This is a genomic window from Candidatus Margulisiibacteriota bacterium, from assembly GCA_003242895.1.
In the GTDB taxonomy this organism is placed as follows: domain Bacteria; phylum Margulisbacteria; class Riflemargulisbacteria; order GWF2-39-127; family GWF2-39-127; genus GWF2-39-127.
In genome coordinates, this window is record QKMY01000053.1 from 29,491 (window position 1) to 49,548 (window position 20,058).

The window sequence follows — 20,058 nt, forward strand, 5'->3', positions numbered from 1 at the left end:
AAAGGACATGATCAAAATGGGACAAAAATTTAACCCTGATCCTGAAAAAGTTAAAGAAGACCTGATAAGTAAATATCCAACAAAAGTAATGAAGAAACGTTCTAAGCAGATCGTTATTAATGATCCTGAGATAGAGCAGGAAATGGGCTCTAACGTCCGTACAATTCCGGGGATTATAAGCCAACGCGGCTGTACCTACGCCGGATGTAAAGGTGTTGTGCTCGGACCTACAAGAGATATCCTGAATATAACTCATGGACCGATCGGCTGCGGGTTCTACAGTTGGCTGACCAGACGTAACCAGACTCGTCCTGAGAACGATACTCAGGAAAACTACATGACCTATTGTTTCTCAACCGACATGCAGGACGAGAACATCGTTTTTGGAGGAGAAAAGAAACTCAAAAAAGCAATCGAGGAAGCTTATAACCTGTTCAAACCCAAGGCTATCGGTATCTTCTCAACCTGTCCGGTAGGCCTGATCGGTGACGATGTGCATGCTGTTGCCAGGGAAATGAAAGAAAAACTGGGCATCAACGTGTTCGGGTTCAGTTGCGAGGGGTACAAAGGTGTAAGCCAGTCAGCCGGACACCATATAGCCAATAACCAGTTATTTAAACACGTTATCGGGCTGGATGGCACAGAGCATACAGAAAAGTATAAGGTTAACCTTCTTGGAGAATACAATATAGGCGGCGATGCATTCGTACTTGAAGACCTTTTTAAACGCTGCGGGATCAAGCTGATAGCGACCTTTAGCGGCAATTCCACATACGGCAATTTTGCCAATTCCCATACAGCTGACCTGAACATGGTCATGTGTCATCGTTCCATCAATTACGTAGCAGAAATGATGGAAAAGAAATACGGTATCCCATGGATCAAGGTCAACTTCATAGGTGCGGGTGGTACCTCCAAATCCCTGCGAAAGATCGCTGCCTATTTTGGGGACCAGAAACTAAAAGATAAAGTGGAGCAAGTGATTGCGGAAGAAATGTCTAAAGTCGAAACTGTAGCAGCGGATATTACCAGCCGCTGCAAAGACAAAACTGCTATGCTATTCGTCGGTGGGTCAAGGGCGCACCATTACCAGGACTTGTTCCGGGAGATCGGCATGAAAGTGCTGGCAGCCGGGTACGAATTTGCTCACAGGGACGACTATGAAGGCAGACAGGTATTGCCTTCCATCAAGGTTGATGCTGACAGCAGGAATATCGAGGAGCTGAAAGTCGAACAAGACCCGCAGCTTTATAAACCTCGCAAAACTGAGAAAGAGCTAGCCGAACTTACGGCTGAAGGCATGCCGTTCAAAGATTACCAGGGGATGATGAAGGAGATGGACAAGAACACACTGGTCATCGATGACATCAGCCATTACGAAAGCGAAAAGCTTATCGAAATATACAAACCGGATGTTTTCTGTGCCGGGATCAAGGAAAAATTTGCCATAGAAAAAATGGGAGTTCCTTGTAAACAACTGCATAGCTACGATTACAGCGGCCCGTATGCAGGATTTTCCGGAGCAATTAATTTTTATCGCGATATAGATCGAATGGTAAATAGCAAAGTCTGGAAAATGATCAAAGCACCTTGGCAGAAAACCCCCCAGATTGTTGCAAATTATGCAAAGTAGGGACGAACCCCCATGTTCGCCCGTGACTTGTTCATCAAATAACCAAGAAGGAGATTAACCGTGTTATTACGACATACAACAAAAGAAGTTAAGGAGCGCGAAGCGCTTGTGGTTAATCCGGCTAAGACATGCCAGCCCATAGGCGCCATGTATGCTGCGCTGGGTATTCACAAATGCCTGCCCCACAGCCATGGTTCTCAGGGCTGCTGCTCTTATCACCGAAGTACTTTGACCCGCCATTATAAAGAACCTGTAATGGCCGCTACCAGTTCTTTTACCGAAGGGAGTGCAGTCTTCGGGGGGCAATCCAACCTTGTTGAGGCTATCAACAATATTTTTACAGTATATAAGCCTGATATAATTGCTGTTCATACTACCTGCCTTAGCGAGACGATCGGTGATGATGTACCCCAGATCGTAGAAAAGGCCAGGACAGATGGCAAAATACCTGAAGGCAAGTACGTGATCAATGCCAGTACTCCAAGTTATGTTGGCTCCCATGTTACCGGGTTTGCCAATATGGTAAAAGGCATGGTCAATTGCCTGGCAGAGAACACCGGCACGAAACTGGACCAGATCAACATTATCCCAGGCTGGACTGAACCGTCTGATATGCGCGAGATTAAATGCCTGGCCCACAAAATGGGCGTTAAAATCGTGATGTTTCCAGACACCAGTGATGTTCTGGACGCACCGCAAACCGGAAGGCATGTTTTTTATCCGAAAGGCGGGGTGAGCATTGAACAGCTCAAAAGCACCGGCAACAGTGTTGCGACAATAGCTCTGGGGCCAGTTGCGTCAGCTCCAGCTGCCGAAGTCCTTAATGCCAAGTGCAAAGTGCCTTGTGAAATACTTGACCTGCCAATTGGGATCAGAGCAACGGACCGGTTTATAGAAAAGCTTGCCGGCATAGCCGGTAAAATTGTACCTGATGCAATAACCGAAGAACGCGGCCGGCTCATTGATATTATCACTGACATGCAACAATATTTTTACGGAAAAAAAGTTGCGTTATTCGGTGATCCTGACCAGTTGATATCACTCGCCGAATTTTTGAAAGACCTGGATATGAAGCCTGTGCACATCGTTACAGGAACTCCTGGTAAAAAGTTCGAAACCAGCATCAAGGAAATCCTCAAAGAGGGCGTGCCCGAGGTAAATGTCAGAGCAGCCGGAGACATGTACCTGCTGCATCAGTGGATCAAGAACGAACCTGTAGATCTGCTTATAGGCAACACCTACGGCAAATATATTGCCAGGGATGAAGACATACCTTTTATAAGGTTCGGGTTCCCGATCCTTGATAGGATCGGACATTCTTATTTTCCATCGGTCGGATACAAAGGCGGAATGCACCTGGTGGAAAAAATACTGGGAGCGATCCTTGACCGCAAGGATAGGGACTCTGCCGAAGAAAGTTTTGAGCTGGTGCTGTAGATGCGGTGACGGGGAAAGGGATTCTTATGATTAATATATTGGAACAGCGTAAAAAACAAATATATAAAAAAGGTGAGAAGCATTTTGATATGAAATGCGAAACGACCAGCCTTGCCGGATCAGTCAGCCAACGGGCGTGCGTGTTCTGCGGTTCCCGTGTAGTGCTCTACCCTATAGCAGACGCGCTGCACCTGGTGCACGGCCCTATCGGCTGTGCTGTTTATACCTGGGACATCAGGGGAGCACTCTCCAGCGGTCCGGAGCTTCACCGCAATAGTTTTTCAACTGACCTGAATGAAATTGATGTCATCTATGGCGGGGAGAAAAAGCTGCTATCTACCTTGATCGAGCTTATCGAGCGTTACCAGCCAAAAGCCGCTTTTGTTTACGCCACTTGCATAGCCGGTCTTATTGGTGATGATGTCAGCTCGATCTGCAAAAAAGTGGCAGGGCTTACCCGTATACCGGTAATACCTGTACAGTCCGAAGGATTTAAAGGCACCAAAAAGGACGGGTATGCTGCAGCCTGTCATGCGTTATTTTCTCTGATCGGCACTTCAGGAAATGAACAGAAGGTACCTTTCAGTATTAATATCCTGGGAGATTTCAACCTGGCTGGTGAAACCTGGATTATCAAGGAGTACTATGCCAGGATCGGGATCAATGTGGTTGCCACAATGACTGGGGATGGTCGTATAGACGACATCCGCGGGGCTAACCGGGCGGAGCTGAACGTTGTGCAGTGCTCCGGGTCTATGACCACCCTGGCAAAACTGATGCAGGAAAAATTCCAGATCCCTTTTATTAAAGTTTCTTATTTCGGTATTGAAGATATGTCAGAAGCTCTTTATTCGGTTGTCCGTCATTTTGACAACCGGGAAATTATGGAAAAAACAACAAAACTCGTCAGTTCAGAGATCGAACGGATCATGCCCACTATTGCGGATTATCGCAGGAAACTATCAGGCAAGAACGCTGCCGTTTATGTCGGCGGCGCATTTAAAGCCTTCTCGCTTATTAAATCTCTGCGGCATCTTGGAATGAACGTTGTTGTCGCCGGATCACAGACCGGGAACAACGATGATTACACACTTCTCAAAGACCTGAGCGATGAAGGAACGATCATTGTCGATGATACTAATCCACTGGAACTATCCAAATTTATCCAGGAAAAAAAAGTGGACATCCTGATCGGCGGTGTCAAAGAAAGACCGATCGCTTACAAATTAGGACTGGGATTTTGTGACCATAATCACGAACGGAAAATTGCTTTGGCCGGATACGAAGGAATGCTCAATTTTGCTAAAGAGGTATATTCGACCATCATGAGCCCTGTCTGGCAGTTCAGGGTTTCCCGGGAAGGGACAGAGGATATATAAATGGAAGCGACTATTAATTCCTGTAAATTATGTGCTCCCCTTGGAGCCAGTCTGGCTTATCTGGGTATGGAAGGAACAATTCCTCTGCTCCATGGTTCGCAAGGCTGTGCGACATACATCCGCAGATACCTGATCAGCCATTTTCGGGAACCGGTGGATATAGCCTCTTCCAACTTCTCCGAATCCACAGCAGTATTCGGCGGTCAAAGCAATCTTCTCACTGCACTTGCAAACCTTAAGCGTCAATATAATCCGGAACTGATAGGCATAGCCAGCACTTGCCTCAGCGAAACAATTGGCGATGATGTTGCAGGTTACTTAAACGGCTTTGATGAAGTACCCACAGTTAATGTTTCGACCCCAAGTTACCAGGGCGGGCACGAACCTGCCTTCTGGAAAACAGGGGCTAAAGTGCTGGAAAAATTTGCACAAAAAAATACCACTATAGAACAGATCAACTTATTTCCAGGTATGGTATCAACTGAAGATATAAGATACCTCAAAGAGATTTTTTTCGAGATGGGGATCAAGGCCGTACTTTTCCCTGATTATAGCGAACGTCTCGATGGCGAGAGCTGGAGCAGTCATCAAAAACTGCCCAAAGGCGGTACGACTGTAGAGGAAATACGCGGATCAGGAAGCAGTGAGCTTTCGGTGGAATTCTGCACAGTATGGCAGGATACCCCTGGGAATGCACTCTCCAGTGCTTGTGAAGTGACTAATATGAGGATGGCATTACCGATCGGGATCAACCTGACCGATGCTTTTTTCAATACCCTGAAAAGACCGGTACCTGAAAAATACCTTTCGGAAAGAGGCCGGCTGGTCGATGCCTACATGGATAACCATAAATACATATTTGAGAAAAAAGCGATCCTTTACGGCGACCAGGAACTGGTCATTGGGCTTGCCTCATTTCTCAGTGAGATTGGGATTATCCCGGTAGTAGTGGCCAGTGGCAGCAAAAGCGGCAACCTGGAAGAACAGATTAAGAGTGTCATTAGTTTCGGTCAGGATCAGGTAATGGTTAAGGAAGGCATAGATTTTGATCAGCTTACCAGACTTGCAGAACAGTTTAAACCTGACCTGCTGATCGGGAGCAGTAAAGGCTACCATATAGCCAGAGAATTACAGGTCCCGCTAATCAGGGTAGGGTTCCCAATCCATGACCGGATCGGGGGCCAGCGGACCTTGCATCTCGGATACCGCGGCACACAGGCACTCTTTGACCGGATCGTAAATGCGATCTTAGAGAAGAACCAGGAGTTGTCTCCTGTAGGATACAGTTACATGTAAGGATGTGAACTATATGTTAGATATATCAAAACACCCATGTTTCAATGACAGCGCCAGACATAAATTCGCACGTATTCACCTGCCTGTTGCGCCAAAATGCAATATCCAGTGTAATTATTGCAATCGTAAGTATGATTGCCTGAACGAAAGCAGGCCAGGAGTTACCAGTACACTTCTGAGCCCAATTCAGGCCCTGGAATATCTTAATAAAGCCATGATTAAAAACCCGAATATAAAGGTAGTCGGGATAGCTGGCCCGGGTGACCCGTTCGCAACTCCGGATGAGACGTTAGAAACGCTCAGGCTCGTCAGGCAAACCTATCCGGAAATGTTGCTGTGCGTAGCGACCAATGGGCTTAATGTGGCCGGATACGCAGAACAGTTAGCCAATCTCATGGTGTCACATGTTACCATCACGATCAATACTGTCAGCCCTACGATAGGGTCCTTGATCTATAGCTGGGTAAGGAACGGCAACTTAATCTATCGCGGCAAACTTGGCGCAAAGATACTTATCAAAAACCAGCTCAAAGCAATCAAAATTTTATGTGAAAAAGGCATAACCGTTAAGATTAATTCCATAATTGTACCCGGGATTAATGATACTCATATAAAAGATGTAGCCAGGCGGGCTGCACTGGGCGGCGCAACTATCCTTAATGCTATCCCGCTATACCCGACTGAAGATACTGTATTTGAGCCTATTCCCGAACCGGATGAAAAAACAGTAAAAAAAATCAGAAAATCTGCCGGGCGTTTCATCAAACAAATGCACCACTGTACCAGATGCAGGGCAGATGCTGTTGGGATTCTCGGACAGGATGACCAGGAAATACTTTCAATCCTGCATGAGATGAATAACCCGGTGCTCAGTACAAGTAAAAAAAAGCCTTATGTTGCTGTAGCATCGATGGAAGGCCATTTGATCAACCAGCATCTGGGAGAAGCCAGAGAGCTGTGGATCTACGGGAAGATTGATGCAAGTATTAACCTTTTGGAGAAAAGAAAGCTGCCCGGCCTGGGCGGAGGTATGCAGCGCTGGCAGCAAGTGGCAGCAGCTATCAATGACTGTTCTTATCTGCTGGTCAGTGGCATCGGTGCCAATCCCTCAAAAGTGATTGGAGATAGTGGAATAACAGTTATTGAAACCGAAGGGTTTATTAACACTTCCCTGGAATACCTCTTCGGCAATCAGAGCGGCAGGCTCATGCCAAAGATCAAACCGGCAAAATGCGGGGAGAGCTGTGCAGGTAATGGACTTGGCTGTTGCTGACATCGCGTCCGTAAAGACGCCATGGCATGGCGTGTCTACGTATAAAAACATAAAAACGAGGAGAAAAAAATGGAAAAACCGAATACTCATATTTTTGTATGTACCAGTTTCAGGCTTAGTGGGGCACCTCAAGGGATCTGTCACAAGAAAAACGCTGTTCCGCTAACCCAGTACCTGATGCAAGAATTGTCTGACCGGGGAATGGATGATGTGATGGTATCCAGCTGCGGATGTCTGAAAATGTGCGATCATGGCCCGGTAATGGTGGTGTACCCACAGGCCCATTGGTACGGTAATGTGGATGAAGACGCGATCGATGAAATACTCGATTCTATCGAAAAAGGTGAGAAGAACGAAACCTATTCAATATAGTGGTATGCCCTCACCTCAATCCTCTCCCCGAGGTAGAGGAAGAATACGGTAGATAAATCTACTAGGTTTGAGAGGGAGAAAAAGGACTGGAAAAAGCTAAAAATCAAGGACAATATAATGAGCCAACTCAGAATAATTGATACTACACTGCGGGACGGGGAACAAGCACCAGGCGTTGTCTTCAGCTTTGAAGAAAAGGTTAAGATCGCCAAGCTGCTGAGTGATATCGGAGTGCCTGAGCTTGAGATCGGAACCCCTGCTTTGAGCCAGCTTGAACTGGAGGCGATCAAATATATTGTTTCGCTCAAACTCCAAAGCGAATTGCTTTGCTGGAGCCGGGCAGTATTGAATGATGTCAACCTTGCCTATGTGAATGGCTTTACCAGGATACACATATCTTTTCCTGTCTCGGACATATTGTTGTCTTCCATGGGTAAACACCGAAGCTGGATAAAAGATACAGTATCAAAATTGCTCCCTTATGCATGTGACAAGTTTGAGTTTGTCTCGGTTGGCGCACAGGACGCTACCAGAACAGAAATAAGACAGCTTACCAGGTTTATAAATCTAGTCGGCAAATACCCGGTCAAACGGGTCAGGATAGCTGATACCGTAGGGGCACTTAATCCAATCCAGACCTATAACTTGATCAGGACGGTCAAAGAAGCAACAAATAATATGGTGCTGGAGTTTCATGGGCATAATGATCTGGGTATGGCCGCTGCTAATACCATAGCAGCTATAGCCGCCGGAGTGGAAAGTGTCAGTGTCACAGTAAACGGTATAGGAGAACGGGCAGGTAATGCATCGCTCGACGAAGTTATCCTGGCAGCAGGCTTAACGCTGCATAAAGAATCCGGCATCGATATAACCCGTCTTGCAGAAGTAGGCCGGATGGTAAGCAAGGCATCCAGGACTATTGTTCCGGGTAACAAACCTGTCACCGGCGAGAACATTTTTCTTCATGAGTCAGGCATTCACTGGAATAGCTTGTTGAAAGACCGCAACTCATATGAGCTGTATTCATCCGAACTGATTGGTAAAAAACCGGCCCCGCCAGTGATCGGCAAGCATTCAGGTATCAGTTCTCTCAAATATTACTTAGAGCAGAATGGGATCAATATCCCCAAAGATCAAGCTTATCTTCTACTGAAAAAGATCAAGTTTATTTCTTCAGTGCAAAAACGCTCGATATCGGAGAGGGAGTTGCTTACTCTTTATCAGGAGTTAAGGGGATGAAATGGCTCTAAATCCCCGGAAAGAGATTTAAAAATTATGAAACTATATAAAAACCTATTAATTCTATTGCTTTTTATATTAACTATTTCAACCAATTGCTTTGCACTAACGGTCGGTGCGGCAATCAGTCTGCAGAACCCGCTCAAAGAGATAGCCAGGACTTATCCCGGGGAAATCAGCTTTGTCTGGGGCGCGACGGGGGATATTATCAAGCAGATCAATGCCGGTGCCCCCATCGATATGCTAGCTGCCCTCTATGACAAAAAATATAGGGAGCTACAACTCAAACCTGTTTACATTGCTACTAACACCCTGGTTTTAGCCTTGTCCAAAAAAAGTCCGATCAGGATAACTTCTATTGAAGAATTAAACAAAGTCAGCTTATTCTCAGTCGGTAATCCGGCTACCGTTCCTCTGGGAGAGTACGGAGAACAGGTTTTGAAACATTATAAGCTGTATGATAGTCTCAAAAAGAAAATCATTTACTGCACAAATGCAGCACAAGTTATCAGTTACCTGACCAGAGGAGAAGTTGATGGGGCATTTGTATATAAAACAGATTTCGACAAAGTTAAAGATAACCTCATAAAGGTAACTGACATTGACGCTAAAATCCACGCACCCATTATCTACGCTGCCGGGGTAACGAAAGTTGGCGCAGATAACAGAGAAGCAGAAAAATTCCTTCATTATTTAAAAAGCGAAAAAGCAAGGAGTGTCTTCCGGAGATTCGGATTTGGAGCCATCAATGACTGAACTAAGCGAAATACTGGTCCCACTAAAATTATCGCTGATTGCAAGTTTCTCGGCCTCCTTGCTGGCACTGGTTTTTGGGGGCTATATTGCACTTATATTATGTAAAAAATTCCGGGGAAAAGAATTGATAGATATTCTAATCACGCTTCCCATGGTCCTTCCTCCAACAGTTGTCGGCTATTATTTGATAGTCCTACTCGGACGAAATGGGATCGTAGGCAAATACCTCTATCAACTGACAGGGTTTACCTTTATGTTCAATCTTTATGGCTCTATACTGGCAGCATTTATTATCGCACTGCCCATTATGGTCAAGTCAGCCCGCACAGCCTTCGAATCTGTTGATGCTGAATTCATAAATGCCTCATACACACTCGGACACAGCAAACCAGCGACTTTTTTTAAGATCACTCTGCCGTTGGCAAAAAAAGGCATAATTACAGGGTTCGTGCTTTCTTTTGCCAGATGCCTCGGCGAATTCGGCGCATCGCTGATGGTAGCCGGCAATATAGAAGGTAAAACTACAACGACGCCGTTAGCAATATACAATTTTGTAGGAAATGGCGAGTGGGATAAAGCAAACATATTGGTAATTATATACACGGTGTTTGCAGGTTCCTTGCTTTATTTCATGGGGAGAATAAAGTGACCAGGCCCCTAAATACCCTCCTGAAGGGGACTTTAAAATAAGGAAATTATATGGCCCTCATAGTAAAAATTAAAAAACATATAAACAACTTTGACTTGGATGTGGATTTTGAGCTGGATAACGAGTTTATTGTAATCTTCGGTTATTCCGGTGCAGGGAAATCAATCACCCTTAATATGCTTGCCGGATTATTATCGCCTGATAAGGGAATAATAACCTTTAATGGCAAAAATTATTACAATAGTTACAAAAAGATAAATCTTCCGGTACAACAACGAAATATCGGTTATGTGTTCCAGGGCCTTGCTTTGTTTCCGCACATGACAGTTAAGGAAAATATTGAATATGGCCTAAAAAAGAACAGCATTTCAGTCAATGATCTCCTCGACAACTTTAACCTGCACTATCTTTCGAATACTTATCCTATGCAGTTATCCGGCGGAGAAAAACAGCGAACAGCCTTTGCCAGGGCGCTTGCCTCGGAACCCGGATTACTGCTACTTGACGAGCCTTTTTCCAATTTGGACCAGCATTACAAAGACCAGATGCATTCCTTACTGCAAAAAACCAGAAAAACATACAATATTCCGGTTATAATGATAACTCACGATATATTCGAAGCCTGCAAACTGGCAGACAGGATATTGGTATTCTCAAATGGCCGGATAATACAACAGGGCAGTCCCAGCTCAATTTATTACAAGCCGACCTGCGAAGAGATCGCAGAACTTGTCGGTAATCGCGATTATCGATGTCACAACCCATTGGCACAAAAATTGATATCTAATTAAGTAAGAACTCGTCTCTAATAAACGGAGCAACTTATGTTAACAGAAGAAATCCTTATTGTGCCGGCCAAAGAAGAAGATATTCCTGCGATGTCTACGCTGCTTGGCAAACTTTTTACCATTGAAGATGACTTTGAAGTGGATGAGAATAAACAGAAATCCGGGCTTAACCTCATGCTTTCTAATGGTCCAGGCAGGCAGGTGCTTGTTGCAAAGATAGATGGAACGGTTATCGGTATGTGTTCGGCACAGATCAATATTTCTACGTCAGAAGGCGGAATATCAGTGCTTATAGAGGACCTGATCATCAACGAAGATTACCGGAACCACGGCATAGGCAGAAAACTACTTGCTTGTATCAAGGAATGGGCTCTGTCTAAATCAGCTAAACGTATGACCTTATTGTTGGATATTAGAAATTCCAAGGCTTTGAGCTTTTATTCCAGACAGGGCTGGATATTAACTAATATGATATCCATGCATAGCAAACTAAATGCATAAAAAATAACTACTATTTCGTGGAAAATAAATAATAAAAATACAAAAATGCAGTGGTGGATAATATGCCTGAAAATGAAGTAAAAAAATTATCATTACTATTCGATATAAGCCAGGTGCTTAACGTCAGCATGGATATCAAGGAGATCGTAAAACCGGTGCTTTCGATCATGTCTAACAAAATGGGTATGCTTAGAGGTACCCTTACCATTCTGGACAAAGACCGGGGACAGATTTTTATCGAAGATGCTATCGGACTTTCTGATCTGGAACAGAAACGGGGCAGGTACAAGCTGGGTGAGGGGATTACCGGCAAAGTTGTCCAGACCGGCAAAGCGGCTCTGATCCCCAGGATATCAGAGGACCCGTTATTCCTGAACCGTACTGGTGCCAGGAATGCTCCCGGGAAAAAAGATATTTCATTTATTTGCGTGCCGATTAAAAACGGTGATGAAATATTAGGTGCACTGAGCGCTGACCGGTTATATGACAACGGAATAATGCTTGAAGAAGATCTTCATCTTCTCTCGATTATTGCTGCCATGGTAGCCCAGTCAGTCAAGATCAGGCAGGAGGCTTTAAAGAATATGGAACGCTTGCAGGAAGAAAACAGCAGGCTCCTGGAAGAGTTGAAGGATAAGTTCAGACCAGCAAATATGATCGGTAATTCCAAAAAGATTCAAGCTGTATTTGACTTGATCCAGATAGTGGCGAACAGCTCTACCACAATTCATATCAGGGGGGAAAGTGGTGTTGGTAAAGAACTTATTGCTCATGCTATTCACTATAACAGTAACCGTGCAGCCCAGCCATTCATTAAGGTAAACTGCGCAGCTCTGCCCGAAAACCTGATAGAAAGTGAGCTTTTTGGTCATGAAAAAGGCTCGTTTACCGGAGCAATCAATACAAAAAAAGGTCGGTTCGAGCTAGCAAACGGCGGAACATTATTTCTCGATGAGATCGGGGATTTACCTCTCGCTACCCAGGTAATGCTGCTAAGGGTTTTACAAGAAAAAGAGCTTGAGCGCGTGGGTGGAACAAACACCATCAAAGTCGATGTGAGGTTGCTTACAGCAACTAATAGAGACCTGGAAAAAATGGTAGAAGAAGGCGTCTTTCGTTCTGACCTTTATTATCGGCTGAACGTATTCCCAATACAAGTACCGCCACTCAGGGAACGGCTAGAAGATATTCCCATACTGGTCAATTATTTTATTGATAAATTCAGTAAAGAAAATTGCAAAAAAATTACGAGTATATGCGAGAGTGCAATGAATATGCTGCTTAATTATAACTGGCCTGGCAATATAAGGGAACTTGAAAACTGTATTGAACGGGCTGTTGTTCTGAGTAAGGACGACTCAATCCATTCTTATCAATTACCGCCAACAATAAAAAAAGAAAAAGAAACCGCTTATTCCAAGCTCGATAACACTCTCGGGTTTGTGGAAAAAGATCTGATCATCGATGCCCTTAAACAAAGTAAGGGATGCATTGCCAAAGCAGCCAGGCTACTAGGGATTACCGAGCGGATTATGGGTTTGCGATTAAAAAAGTATGCTATTGATCCGAAGCTTATATAGATCAAATTATATCTTGCCCGCGCTGTTCGGTTAAAAAATCTCTAAATCTCGATTTTTCCATAAATAATCAGCAACGCAGATAATAAAATTGTATAATAGAAATAAATAATATTATAATTAGAAATAGATCGAGCTAAAATGGAATTATTTTGTGCCTGATGAAACATTAATTCAATAATTAAGGGGGGCAAATATTTCGTGGCTGGAAAGATATTATTTGTTGATGATGACCAGAATTTGCTGGATTCATATTATCGCTCGCTTCGTAAAACTCATGACCTTGAAATTGCATTAGGACCTAGAGTCGGCATAGAGTATGTCAAGACTCGCGGCCCTTATGCAGTTATTGTTTCGGACTATTCTATGCCGGAGCTCAATGGGATAGAGTTTTTGTCGCAAGTAATGGTATTGAATCCGGATAGCGTCCGTATCATGCTTACCGGACATGCGGATCAGCGGATTGCCATTGACGCTGTTAATGAAGGCAATATATTCCGATTCCTCAATAAACCTTGCGATCAAGAAGTTTTAAATAAGGTATTGCTATCTGGACTAGAGCAATATCGACTGGTTATGTCTGAACGGGAACTTTTAGAGAAGACCCTGCGCGGGAGTCTTAAGATACTTTCTGATATTCTTGCTATGACCAACTCGGAAGCCTTTGGAATGGCATCGCGAATAAGGCGGTATGTGGTTGAAATAGCCCAAAAGATGAATCTTCCTGATGTCTGGAAGTTCGAGACTGCCGCGATGTTATCACAGATTGGCTGTTTTATTATTCCCGAAGAGTTTTTTAAAAGATACATTAGCGGCGCTTCCGTTTCTGAAAAGGAGATGGATCTTCTTTCCCGGCATCCTTCCCTGGCTGCTGAGTTATTGGTATCTATCCCCCGAATGCAGGAAATTGCTGAGATGATAGAGTATCAGGGGAAGAATTACGATGGTTCCGGAGTGCCTGCCGATTCCCTGAAAGGAAACGAAATCCCCTTGGGATCAAGGATTCTGAAGGTAGCTATTGATTATGCGAAACATTTGAGTGCCGGCAAGTCAGAGCGTGATGCCCTGACATGCTTGAAAACGAGCCCGAACCGCTATGATCACGATATTGTAGGCTTTTTAGAAGCGGTGGCAGGGATAGAAGCTCGTTACGAAATTAAAAAGTTGAATATAATCCAACTTAAAGAACACATGATTTTAGGCGCAGATATCTTAACAAGAAATAAAAATGTGGTTTTATCCAAAGGTACGGAGCTTAGCATTCCTGTGATCCTGAAGTTAAAGCAACTTACTTTTTCAAAGCAAATAGACTCTGGCTGTACTGTAATTGTTCCATCATCTTAATGATACTAAAGGAGAATCTTATGGTTAAGAAGATCTTATTTGTTGATGACGAACCACGGGTGTTACAAGGACTTCAGCGAATGTTGCGGTGCATGATCAGCGAATGGGAAATGAAATTCGTTGAAAGTGGTCAGGCTGCTTTAGACCTGATGTCTCAAGAACAATTTGATGTGTTAGTGACCGATATGAGAATGCCTGGAATGGATGGGGCACAGTTGTTAACCAGGGTCAAAGAATTATATCCTTCGGTGATCCGCATCGTTCTGTCAGGACAGTCTGATCGTGAAACTATTCTTAAATCCGTTCGGCCGGCTCATCAATATCTTTCAAAACCTTGTGATGCTGAGAACTTGAAGTCAACAATTACCCGGGCTTTTGCGCTTAGAGATCTTTTAGGTAACAAAGATCTCAAACATATCGTCTCAAAAATCGATGCTTTGCCCAGTATGCCGGCATTGTATAAACAGATTATGGAAGAATTGTCATCGGATGATCCTTCGTTACGAAAGGTCGGAGAGATAATATCAAAAGATGTGGGCATGACGGCAAAGATGCTTCAATTGGTGAATTCTGCATTTTTTGGAATGTATAACCATATTTCCAATCCTATACAAGCGGTTAATCTTCTTGGTCTTGATACGATAAAAGCATTGGTTATGACTGTTCAGATATTTTCTCAATTCAAGGAGAAAGCAATATCTCAACACTACCTTGAGGTGCTATGGATGCATTCTTTACGGACCGGACAGTGTTCGAGATATATTGCTATGGCTGAGTTGAATAATAAACAATTTGTCGATGATGTTTTCATGGCTGGGCTCCTGCATGACATTGGAAAGCTGGTACTACTCGTGAATTTTCCAAAAGAATATAAGGAAGTTGTTCAGGCGGCTAAAGTTCCTGATATTTCCTGTTGGGAATCTGAATCGGTCATATTCGGTACGACCCATGCGGAAATAGGAGCATATCTTATGGGTATTTGGGGATTGTCTGATCCGATTGTCGAAGCCATTGCCTATCATCATTTTCCTTCGAGGTGCCCTCATAAATGTATCAGCCCATTGGCAATGGTACACGTGGTAGATGCGATATTAAACCACGAACCCGAAAACGGAGAAGCAGTCCAGGGACTTGATAAGGATTTTTTGGAGCAGCTTACTATTATGGACAGCATACCGAAATGGAAAGAGTTATGCCAAAAAGGAACAGAGGAGCAACTTGTAAATGATTGAAAAAATACTGTTTGTCGATGATGACCAGAATCTGCTCGACTCCTATTGCAGGTCGCTTAGAAAAAATCTTGTTATCGATATCGCATTAGGAGGAACTACTGCGCTTGAACTAATCAATAAACGCGGCCCTTATGCAGTAATCGTGTCGGATTATGCTATGCCCGAAATGAACGGGATACAATTCCTTTCCCAGGCCAAAGAGCTAAGCCCTGATAGTGTAAGGATCATGCTTACGGGCAATGCCGATCAGCAGATCGCAATTGATGCTGTTAACGAAGGAAATATTTTTCGTTTTTTAAATAAACCCTGTGGGCATGAATTACTTCTGAAGGTATTGCTGGCGGGGTTACAGCAGTATCGATTAATAATCGCAGAGAGGGAGTTGCTTGAGAAGACGTTGCGAGGGAGCATAAAGGTACTATCCGATATACTGGCAATCATCAATCCCGAAGCTTTTGGGATGGCATCCAGAATACGGCGATATGTGCTTGAGATCTCAAAACAACTTGGTATCCCGGATATTTGGAAGATAGAAACAGCTGCGATGCTGTCTCAGATAGGCTGTGTAGTTGTTGCAGAGGACCTTATCAAAAAATATGCGAGCGGAGTTCCTTTGATTGCTAGAGAACAGGAAATTATTGATCGGCATCCTGCCTTAGCAGCTGAACTGCTGGTCTCGATTCCCAGAATGCAGGATATTGCTGAGATAATTGAATACCAGTCGAAGCATTATGACGGTACGGGTATTCCGGTTGATTCACGGAAAGGCGAAGATATACCTTTAGGGGCAAGACTACTTAAGGTCGCAATTGATTACGATCGGTTGATAAGCTCAGGGAAATCAGAAAAAAATGCAGTCAATATTCTTAAGGACCGGCGGCATCTATATGATATTAAAATAATTGAGAGTTTGGAAAAGATACTGGGTATAGAGTCCAAGTTCATTACTAAGAATGTTAGTGTAAATGAACTTATTGAGCACATGATTGTAGCGGAAAATATATATACCCGTAATAATATGCTGTTAATTGCCAGAGGTCAGGAAATAAGCCGTTCAATTATGGAACGCTTACGATATTATGGTAATACCGGAAAAATTGATCAGCAAGTGAATGTTATTATTCCTACGAATCGATAAGAGTTTTGTTATGAGCAGAGGAGTATCGAATATGCATAAATCTAAAAAAGAACCATCGTTAGTCCCTTCTGGAGATGTTACGAAAGCAGAGGATTTTATTGCCTCCGTTGCCGATGTGGCAGGGGTTATTATTATTATTATTGATTCTATTGGGAAGATTATCGGGTTTAACAGGTATAGCGAGAAACTAACCGGCTATACCTATGAGGAGTTAACCGGTAAAGATTTTTGCGATGTTTTTTTCCCGAAAGACCAGGTTGATTTTGAGAAAAAAATAGTTGAGGGCTATTTGTATGACGATTTTGCAAGCTCCCAAGAAAATTGTTTCCTTACAAAGGATGGCAATTGCTTAAGGATTTCCTGGAAAAATAACATCGTTTATAATGGCGAGGGCAGTGTGAGCCATGTAATATATATAGGTGTTGATATTACAGAATTTAAAATTATAGAAGAACAGTTAGTCGGTGCGCATAAAGAAATTGAACAGTTGTTGATGTCGATCTCGGCAATTTTGATTGGTATCGATACAAATGAAACGATCGTTCGTTGGAACAAGCAAGCAGAATCAGCCCTTGGGTATGATGTGCAGACAATGCTTGGCCAAAAGTTACTGAGAGGAAGCGGTATCCTATGGGATTGGGAAGTGGTCGAAGAAGCTATCTATGTGTGCAAACAGAGTAACCAATCAAAAAGACTTGATAATGTTATGTATATCGCACATGGAGACAGGGAAAGATATTTGCGAATTATGCTTTATCCGGTGCAAGGTGAAAATGGCTTGTTTAAAGAGTTGCTCATACTGGCAGATGATGTGACGGAACTTAGGGAATTACAAGGGCAATTGGTACAAGCTCAAAAGTTAGAGGCAATTGGTCAACTGGCGGCCGGTATTGCGCATGAGATTAACACTCCTACTCAATATGTCGGTGATAATACTCTTTTTTTACGAGACTCTTTTAACGATATGAAAACGTTGATCAATAAATATCAAGAGCTGATGAATGAAATGAAAAAAGGTGCTGTGCCTGATTCGTTCGTGCAAGAAATCGAAGCGTTGACCCAAAAATTGGATATTGATTATTTAATGGATGAAGTGCCTAGGGCTATAGATCAGACCCTGGAAGGTATTAATCGAGTATCTACTATTGTACGTGCAATGAAAGAGTTTTCTCATCCCGGATCAACTGAGATGGTGCTGGTCGACATTAATAGGGCTATTGAAAGTACGATAACCGTATCAAGGAACGAATGGAAGTATGTTTCTGATCTGGTTACCGATTTTGACAATACCTTACCTTTAGTTAATTGTTTCCCTGGAGAATTTAATCAGGCTGTGCTGAATATTATTATTAATGCCGCACATGCTATTGGCGATAAGGTCGGTGACGGAGACCGGGGTAAGGGCGCGATATCTATTAGCACGAAAGGGAAAGAAACATATGTCGAAATCAGGATAAGCGATACAGGAATGGGTATCCCGGGAGAAATCGTCGATAGGATCTTTGATCCTTTTTTTACAACAAAGGGTGTGGGGAAGGGTACCGGGCAGGGATTATCAATTGCGCGGTCGGTTATTGTTGATAAGCATAAAGGTTCGATAAAGGTAGAAACCGAATTGGGAATCGGTACGACTTTTGTTATTCAATTGTCTTTACAGTCTTAATAGTAGAGGCACACTTCAGAGTATATTTATGAAAGAGGTTGGTTCCTATGGAGCATAAAATATTGTTGGTGGATGATGAAGTAACAATTCTTTCTGCATATTCAAGAATTTTTAGAAATAAATTCAATATGGAAACTGCGTTAGGTGTTGACGAAGCGCTTGAAGCTATTCAGTTTAAATCAAAGTTTTCCGTAGTGATATCGGATTACGAAATGGGGAAAGTGAAAGGGATAGAGTTCCTCGCTAAGGTCAAAGAATTATCTCCTGATACCGTATGCATTATGCTCACGGGGCACGCCGACTTTACAGTTGCAATGGACGCTTTAAATGAGGGAAATGTATTTCGCTTTTTAACTAAGCCTTGTGATAGCAAGGTTTTTGAAAAGGTCATTCTGGATGGAATTAAGCAGTATGAGCTTATTATGGCAGATAAAGAATTGGCCCAACTTAAAGGTTTCTTGGCGATGTGCTGTAATTGTAAAAAAATTCGGGATGGGAAAGGCGAGTGGCATACCATCGAATCATATATCGAAACACATTCTACCGCACAAGTGAGTCATTCCTATTGTCCTGACTGTGTAAAGAGCTTATATCCTGATATATATGAAGAGATAAAAGAAGAATTATAACTTAAGGAGAAATCTATGGGCAATAAAATACTGTTGGTTGATGACGAAGATAATATTCTTTCATCTTATAAACGGATGCTGAAAAATAAATATATTATTGAAACAGCAGCCGGAGGAGCTGCGGCGCTTGCTGTTTTGAATACTCGTGGTCCTTTTTCTGTTGTTATCTGCGATTACAAGATGCCGGGAATGAACGGAATACAATTTCTAGCGGAAATTAAGGACCTCTTTCCGGATACGATACGAATTATGCTGACCGGACAAGCAGATCTTAACATGGCCATTGATGCAGTTAACGAAGGCAATATTTTCCGGTTTTTAACAAAACCTTGCGATAGTGAGCTGCTCGAAAAATCTATTCTCGCCGCTTTTAGGCAACACGAGTTGATCATGTCCGAACGCGAACTCCATTTGCTGCTTAAGAAAATTGGCGATAATGGTCTCGGACATAATAGGTTGATCAGAGATTGAGCATCGCAATGATGTAAACAAGCTTTCTTGACAGTAATCGTTCCGCATGTAACAATATATCCATGAATTATTCAACAAAAAAAAGAGTCTATCGATATTTGAACTATATTAATGTGCTTAGGATGCTTAATGCGCAGGATATCTCTATAGTTTCCTCTCATAATCTGGCATCCTTGTGCGATGTTACTGCTTCGCAACTCAGGAAGGACCTTATGGATTTTCCGGTAAGCGGCAAGCAGAAAGTCGGATATGATGTCAGTTATCTGCTTGATGCATTAAGGACATCAGTTCAACGACAAAAAACCGAGCCGATAATTGTTGTCGGTGCCGGGTTTTTGGGGACAGCCCTTCTGAAATATCCTGGGTTTAAGGCTTATGGTTTTGATATTATTGCCGCCTTTGATGTCGATGTTACTCCTAGAAAAGATGTTGCGATACCAATTATTCACGTATCTGAAATGCCTGATTTTATTAGGAAAAACGAAGTGAAATTGGCAATTCTTTCTGTTCCCGGTGAAGCTGCTCAGTCGATCGCACGTAAACTGGCCGAAGCAGGAATTATCAAGATACTTAATCTTGCTCCGGTAGTATTGGCACTTCCGGACACCGTAAATGTCAATAACGTGAATATAGTGTTTGAACTTGAATACTTAATGTTCGGTAAAGACGGACAGTCATAAT

Annotated in this window: 19 protein-coding genes; all 19 read left to right on the forward strand. The window is 43.1% G+C overall.

The window, feature by feature from the left end; all coding sequences use genetic code 11:
• Positions 1 to 16 precede the first annotated feature (16 nt).
• The 19 genes from nifD (at position 17) to DKM50_08680 (ending at position 20,057) form a co-directional block, all read left to right on the forward strand.
• Positions 17 to 1,633 (forward strand): nitrogenase molybdenum-iron protein alpha chain, encoded by a 1,617-nt coding sequence (nifD, locus tag DKM50_08590; GenBank protein PZM79577.1) that lies wholly within the window; start codon positions 17 to 19, stop codon positions 1,631 to 1,633.
• Positions 1,634 to 1,693: 60 nt separating this feature from the next.
• A complete protein-coding gene (gene nifK, locus DKM50_08595) occupies positions 1,694 to 3,070 on the forward strand; it encodes a nitrogenase molybdenum-iron protein subunit beta (GenBank protein ID PZM79508.1) in 1,377 nt (458 codons plus the stop codon).
• A 20-nt stretch (positions 3,071 to 3,090) separates the two neighbouring features.
• Entirely contained in the window at positions 3,091 to 4,449 is a 1,359-nt protein-coding gene (gene nifE / locus DKM50_08600) for a nitrogenase iron-molybdenum cofactor biosynthesis protein NifE (GenBank protein PZM79578.1), read from the forward strand.
• Complete coding sequence (locus DKM50_08605) at positions 4,450 to 5,745, forward strand: nitrogenase (protein PZM79509.1); 1,296 nt, start codon at positions 4,450 to 4,452, stop codon at positions 5,743 to 5,745.
• 13 nt (positions 5,746 to 5,758) lie between these two features.
• Positions 5,759 to 7,018, forward strand: coding sequence for a nitrogen fixation protein NifB (locus DKM50_08610; GenBank protein PZM79510.1), 1,260 nt, complete (start codon positions 5,759 to 5,761; stop codon positions 7,016 to 7,018).
• 69 nt (positions 7,019 to 7,087) lie between these two features.
• Entirely contained in the window at positions 7,088 to 7,390 is a 303-nt protein-coding gene (locus DKM50_08615; GenBank protein PZM79511.1) for a (2Fe-2S) ferredoxin domain-containing protein, read from the forward strand.
• A 117-nt stretch (positions 7,391 to 7,507) separates the two neighbouring features.
• Positions 7,508 to 8,629, forward strand: a complete 1,122-nt coding sequence (locus tag DKM50_08620) for a hypothetical protein (protein PZM79512.1) — start codon at positions 7,508 to 7,510, stop codon at positions 8,627 to 8,629.
• 36 nt (positions 8,630 to 8,665) lie between these two features.
• Entirely contained in the window at positions 8,666 to 9,385 is a 720-nt protein-coding gene (gene modA, locus DKM50_08625; GenBank protein ID PZM79513.1) for a molybdate ABC transporter substrate-binding protein, read from the forward strand.
• Positions 9,378 to 10,034, forward strand: a complete 657-nt coding sequence (gene modB, locus DKM50_08630; protein PZM79514.1) for a molybdate ABC transporter permease subunit — start codon at positions 9,378 to 9,380, stop codon at positions 10,032 to 10,034. Before modA ends, modB begins: the two co-directional genes overlap by 8 nt.
• Before the next feature lie 50 nt (positions 10,035 to 10,084).
• The gene (locus DKM50_08635; protein ID PZM79515.1) at positions 10,085 to 10,825 is read left to right on the forward strand and encodes an ABC transporter ATP-binding protein; all 741 of its coding nucleotides are present in this window, start codon (positions 10,085 to 10,087) and stop codon (positions 10,823 to 10,825) included.
• Between the two features lie 33 nt (positions 10,826 to 10,858).
• Positions 10,859 to 11,323 (forward strand): GNAT family N-acetyltransferase, encoded by a 465-nt coding sequence (locus DKM50_08640; GenBank protein PZM79516.1) that lies wholly within the window; start codon positions 10,859 to 10,861, stop codon positions 11,321 to 11,323.
• 62 nt (positions 11,324 to 11,385) lie between these two features.
• Positions 11,386 to 12,903: a sigma-54-dependent Fis family transcriptional regulator gene (locus DKM50_08645; GenBank protein ID PZM79517.1), complete on the forward strand. Its 1,518-nt coding sequence runs from the start codon at positions 11,386 to 11,388 to the stop codon at positions 12,901 to 12,903.
• 198 nt (positions 12,904 to 13,101) lie between these two features.
• Entirely contained in the window at positions 13,102 to 14,244 is a 1,143-nt protein-coding gene (locus DKM50_08650) for a hypothetical protein (protein ID PZM79518.1), read from the forward strand.
• Positions 14,244 to 15,476: a two-component system response regulator gene (locus DKM50_08655; GenBank protein PZM79519.1), complete on the forward strand. Its 1,233-nt coding sequence runs from the start codon at positions 14,244 to 14,246 to the stop codon at positions 15,474 to 15,476. The genes DKM50_08650 and DKM50_08655 overlap by 1 nt, the downstream gene beginning before the upstream one ends.
• Entirely contained in the window at positions 15,469 to 16,614 is a 1,146-nt protein-coding gene (locus DKM50_08660) for a hypothetical protein (GenBank protein PZM79520.1), read from the forward strand. Before DKM50_08655 ends, DKM50_08660 begins: the two co-directional genes overlap by 8 nt.
• Positions 16,589 to 18,277 (forward strand): hypothetical protein, encoded by a 1,689-nt coding sequence (locus DKM50_08665; protein PZM79521.1) that lies wholly within the window; start codon positions 16,589 to 16,591, stop codon positions 18,275 to 18,277. Before DKM50_08660 ends, DKM50_08665 begins: the two co-directional genes overlap by 26 nt.
• 47 nt (positions 18,278 to 18,324) lie before the next feature.
• Positions 18,325 to 18,906, forward strand: coding sequence for a hypothetical protein (locus DKM50_08670; GenBank protein PZM79522.1), 582 nt, complete (start codon positions 18,325 to 18,327; stop codon positions 18,904 to 18,906).
• Between the two features lie 15 nt (positions 18,907 to 18,921).
• A complete protein-coding gene (locus DKM50_08675) occupies positions 18,922 to 19,377 on the forward strand; it encodes a hypothetical protein (GenBank protein ID PZM79523.1) in 456 nt (151 codons plus the stop codon).
• Between the two features lie 62 nt (positions 19,378 to 19,439).
• Positions 19,440 to 20,057, forward strand: coding sequence for a redox-sensing transcriptional repressor Rex (locus DKM50_08680; GenBank protein PZM79524.1), 618 nt, complete (start codon positions 19,440 to 19,442; stop codon positions 20,055 to 20,057).
• The last annotated feature ends 1 nt before the right edge of the window (position 20,058 follow it).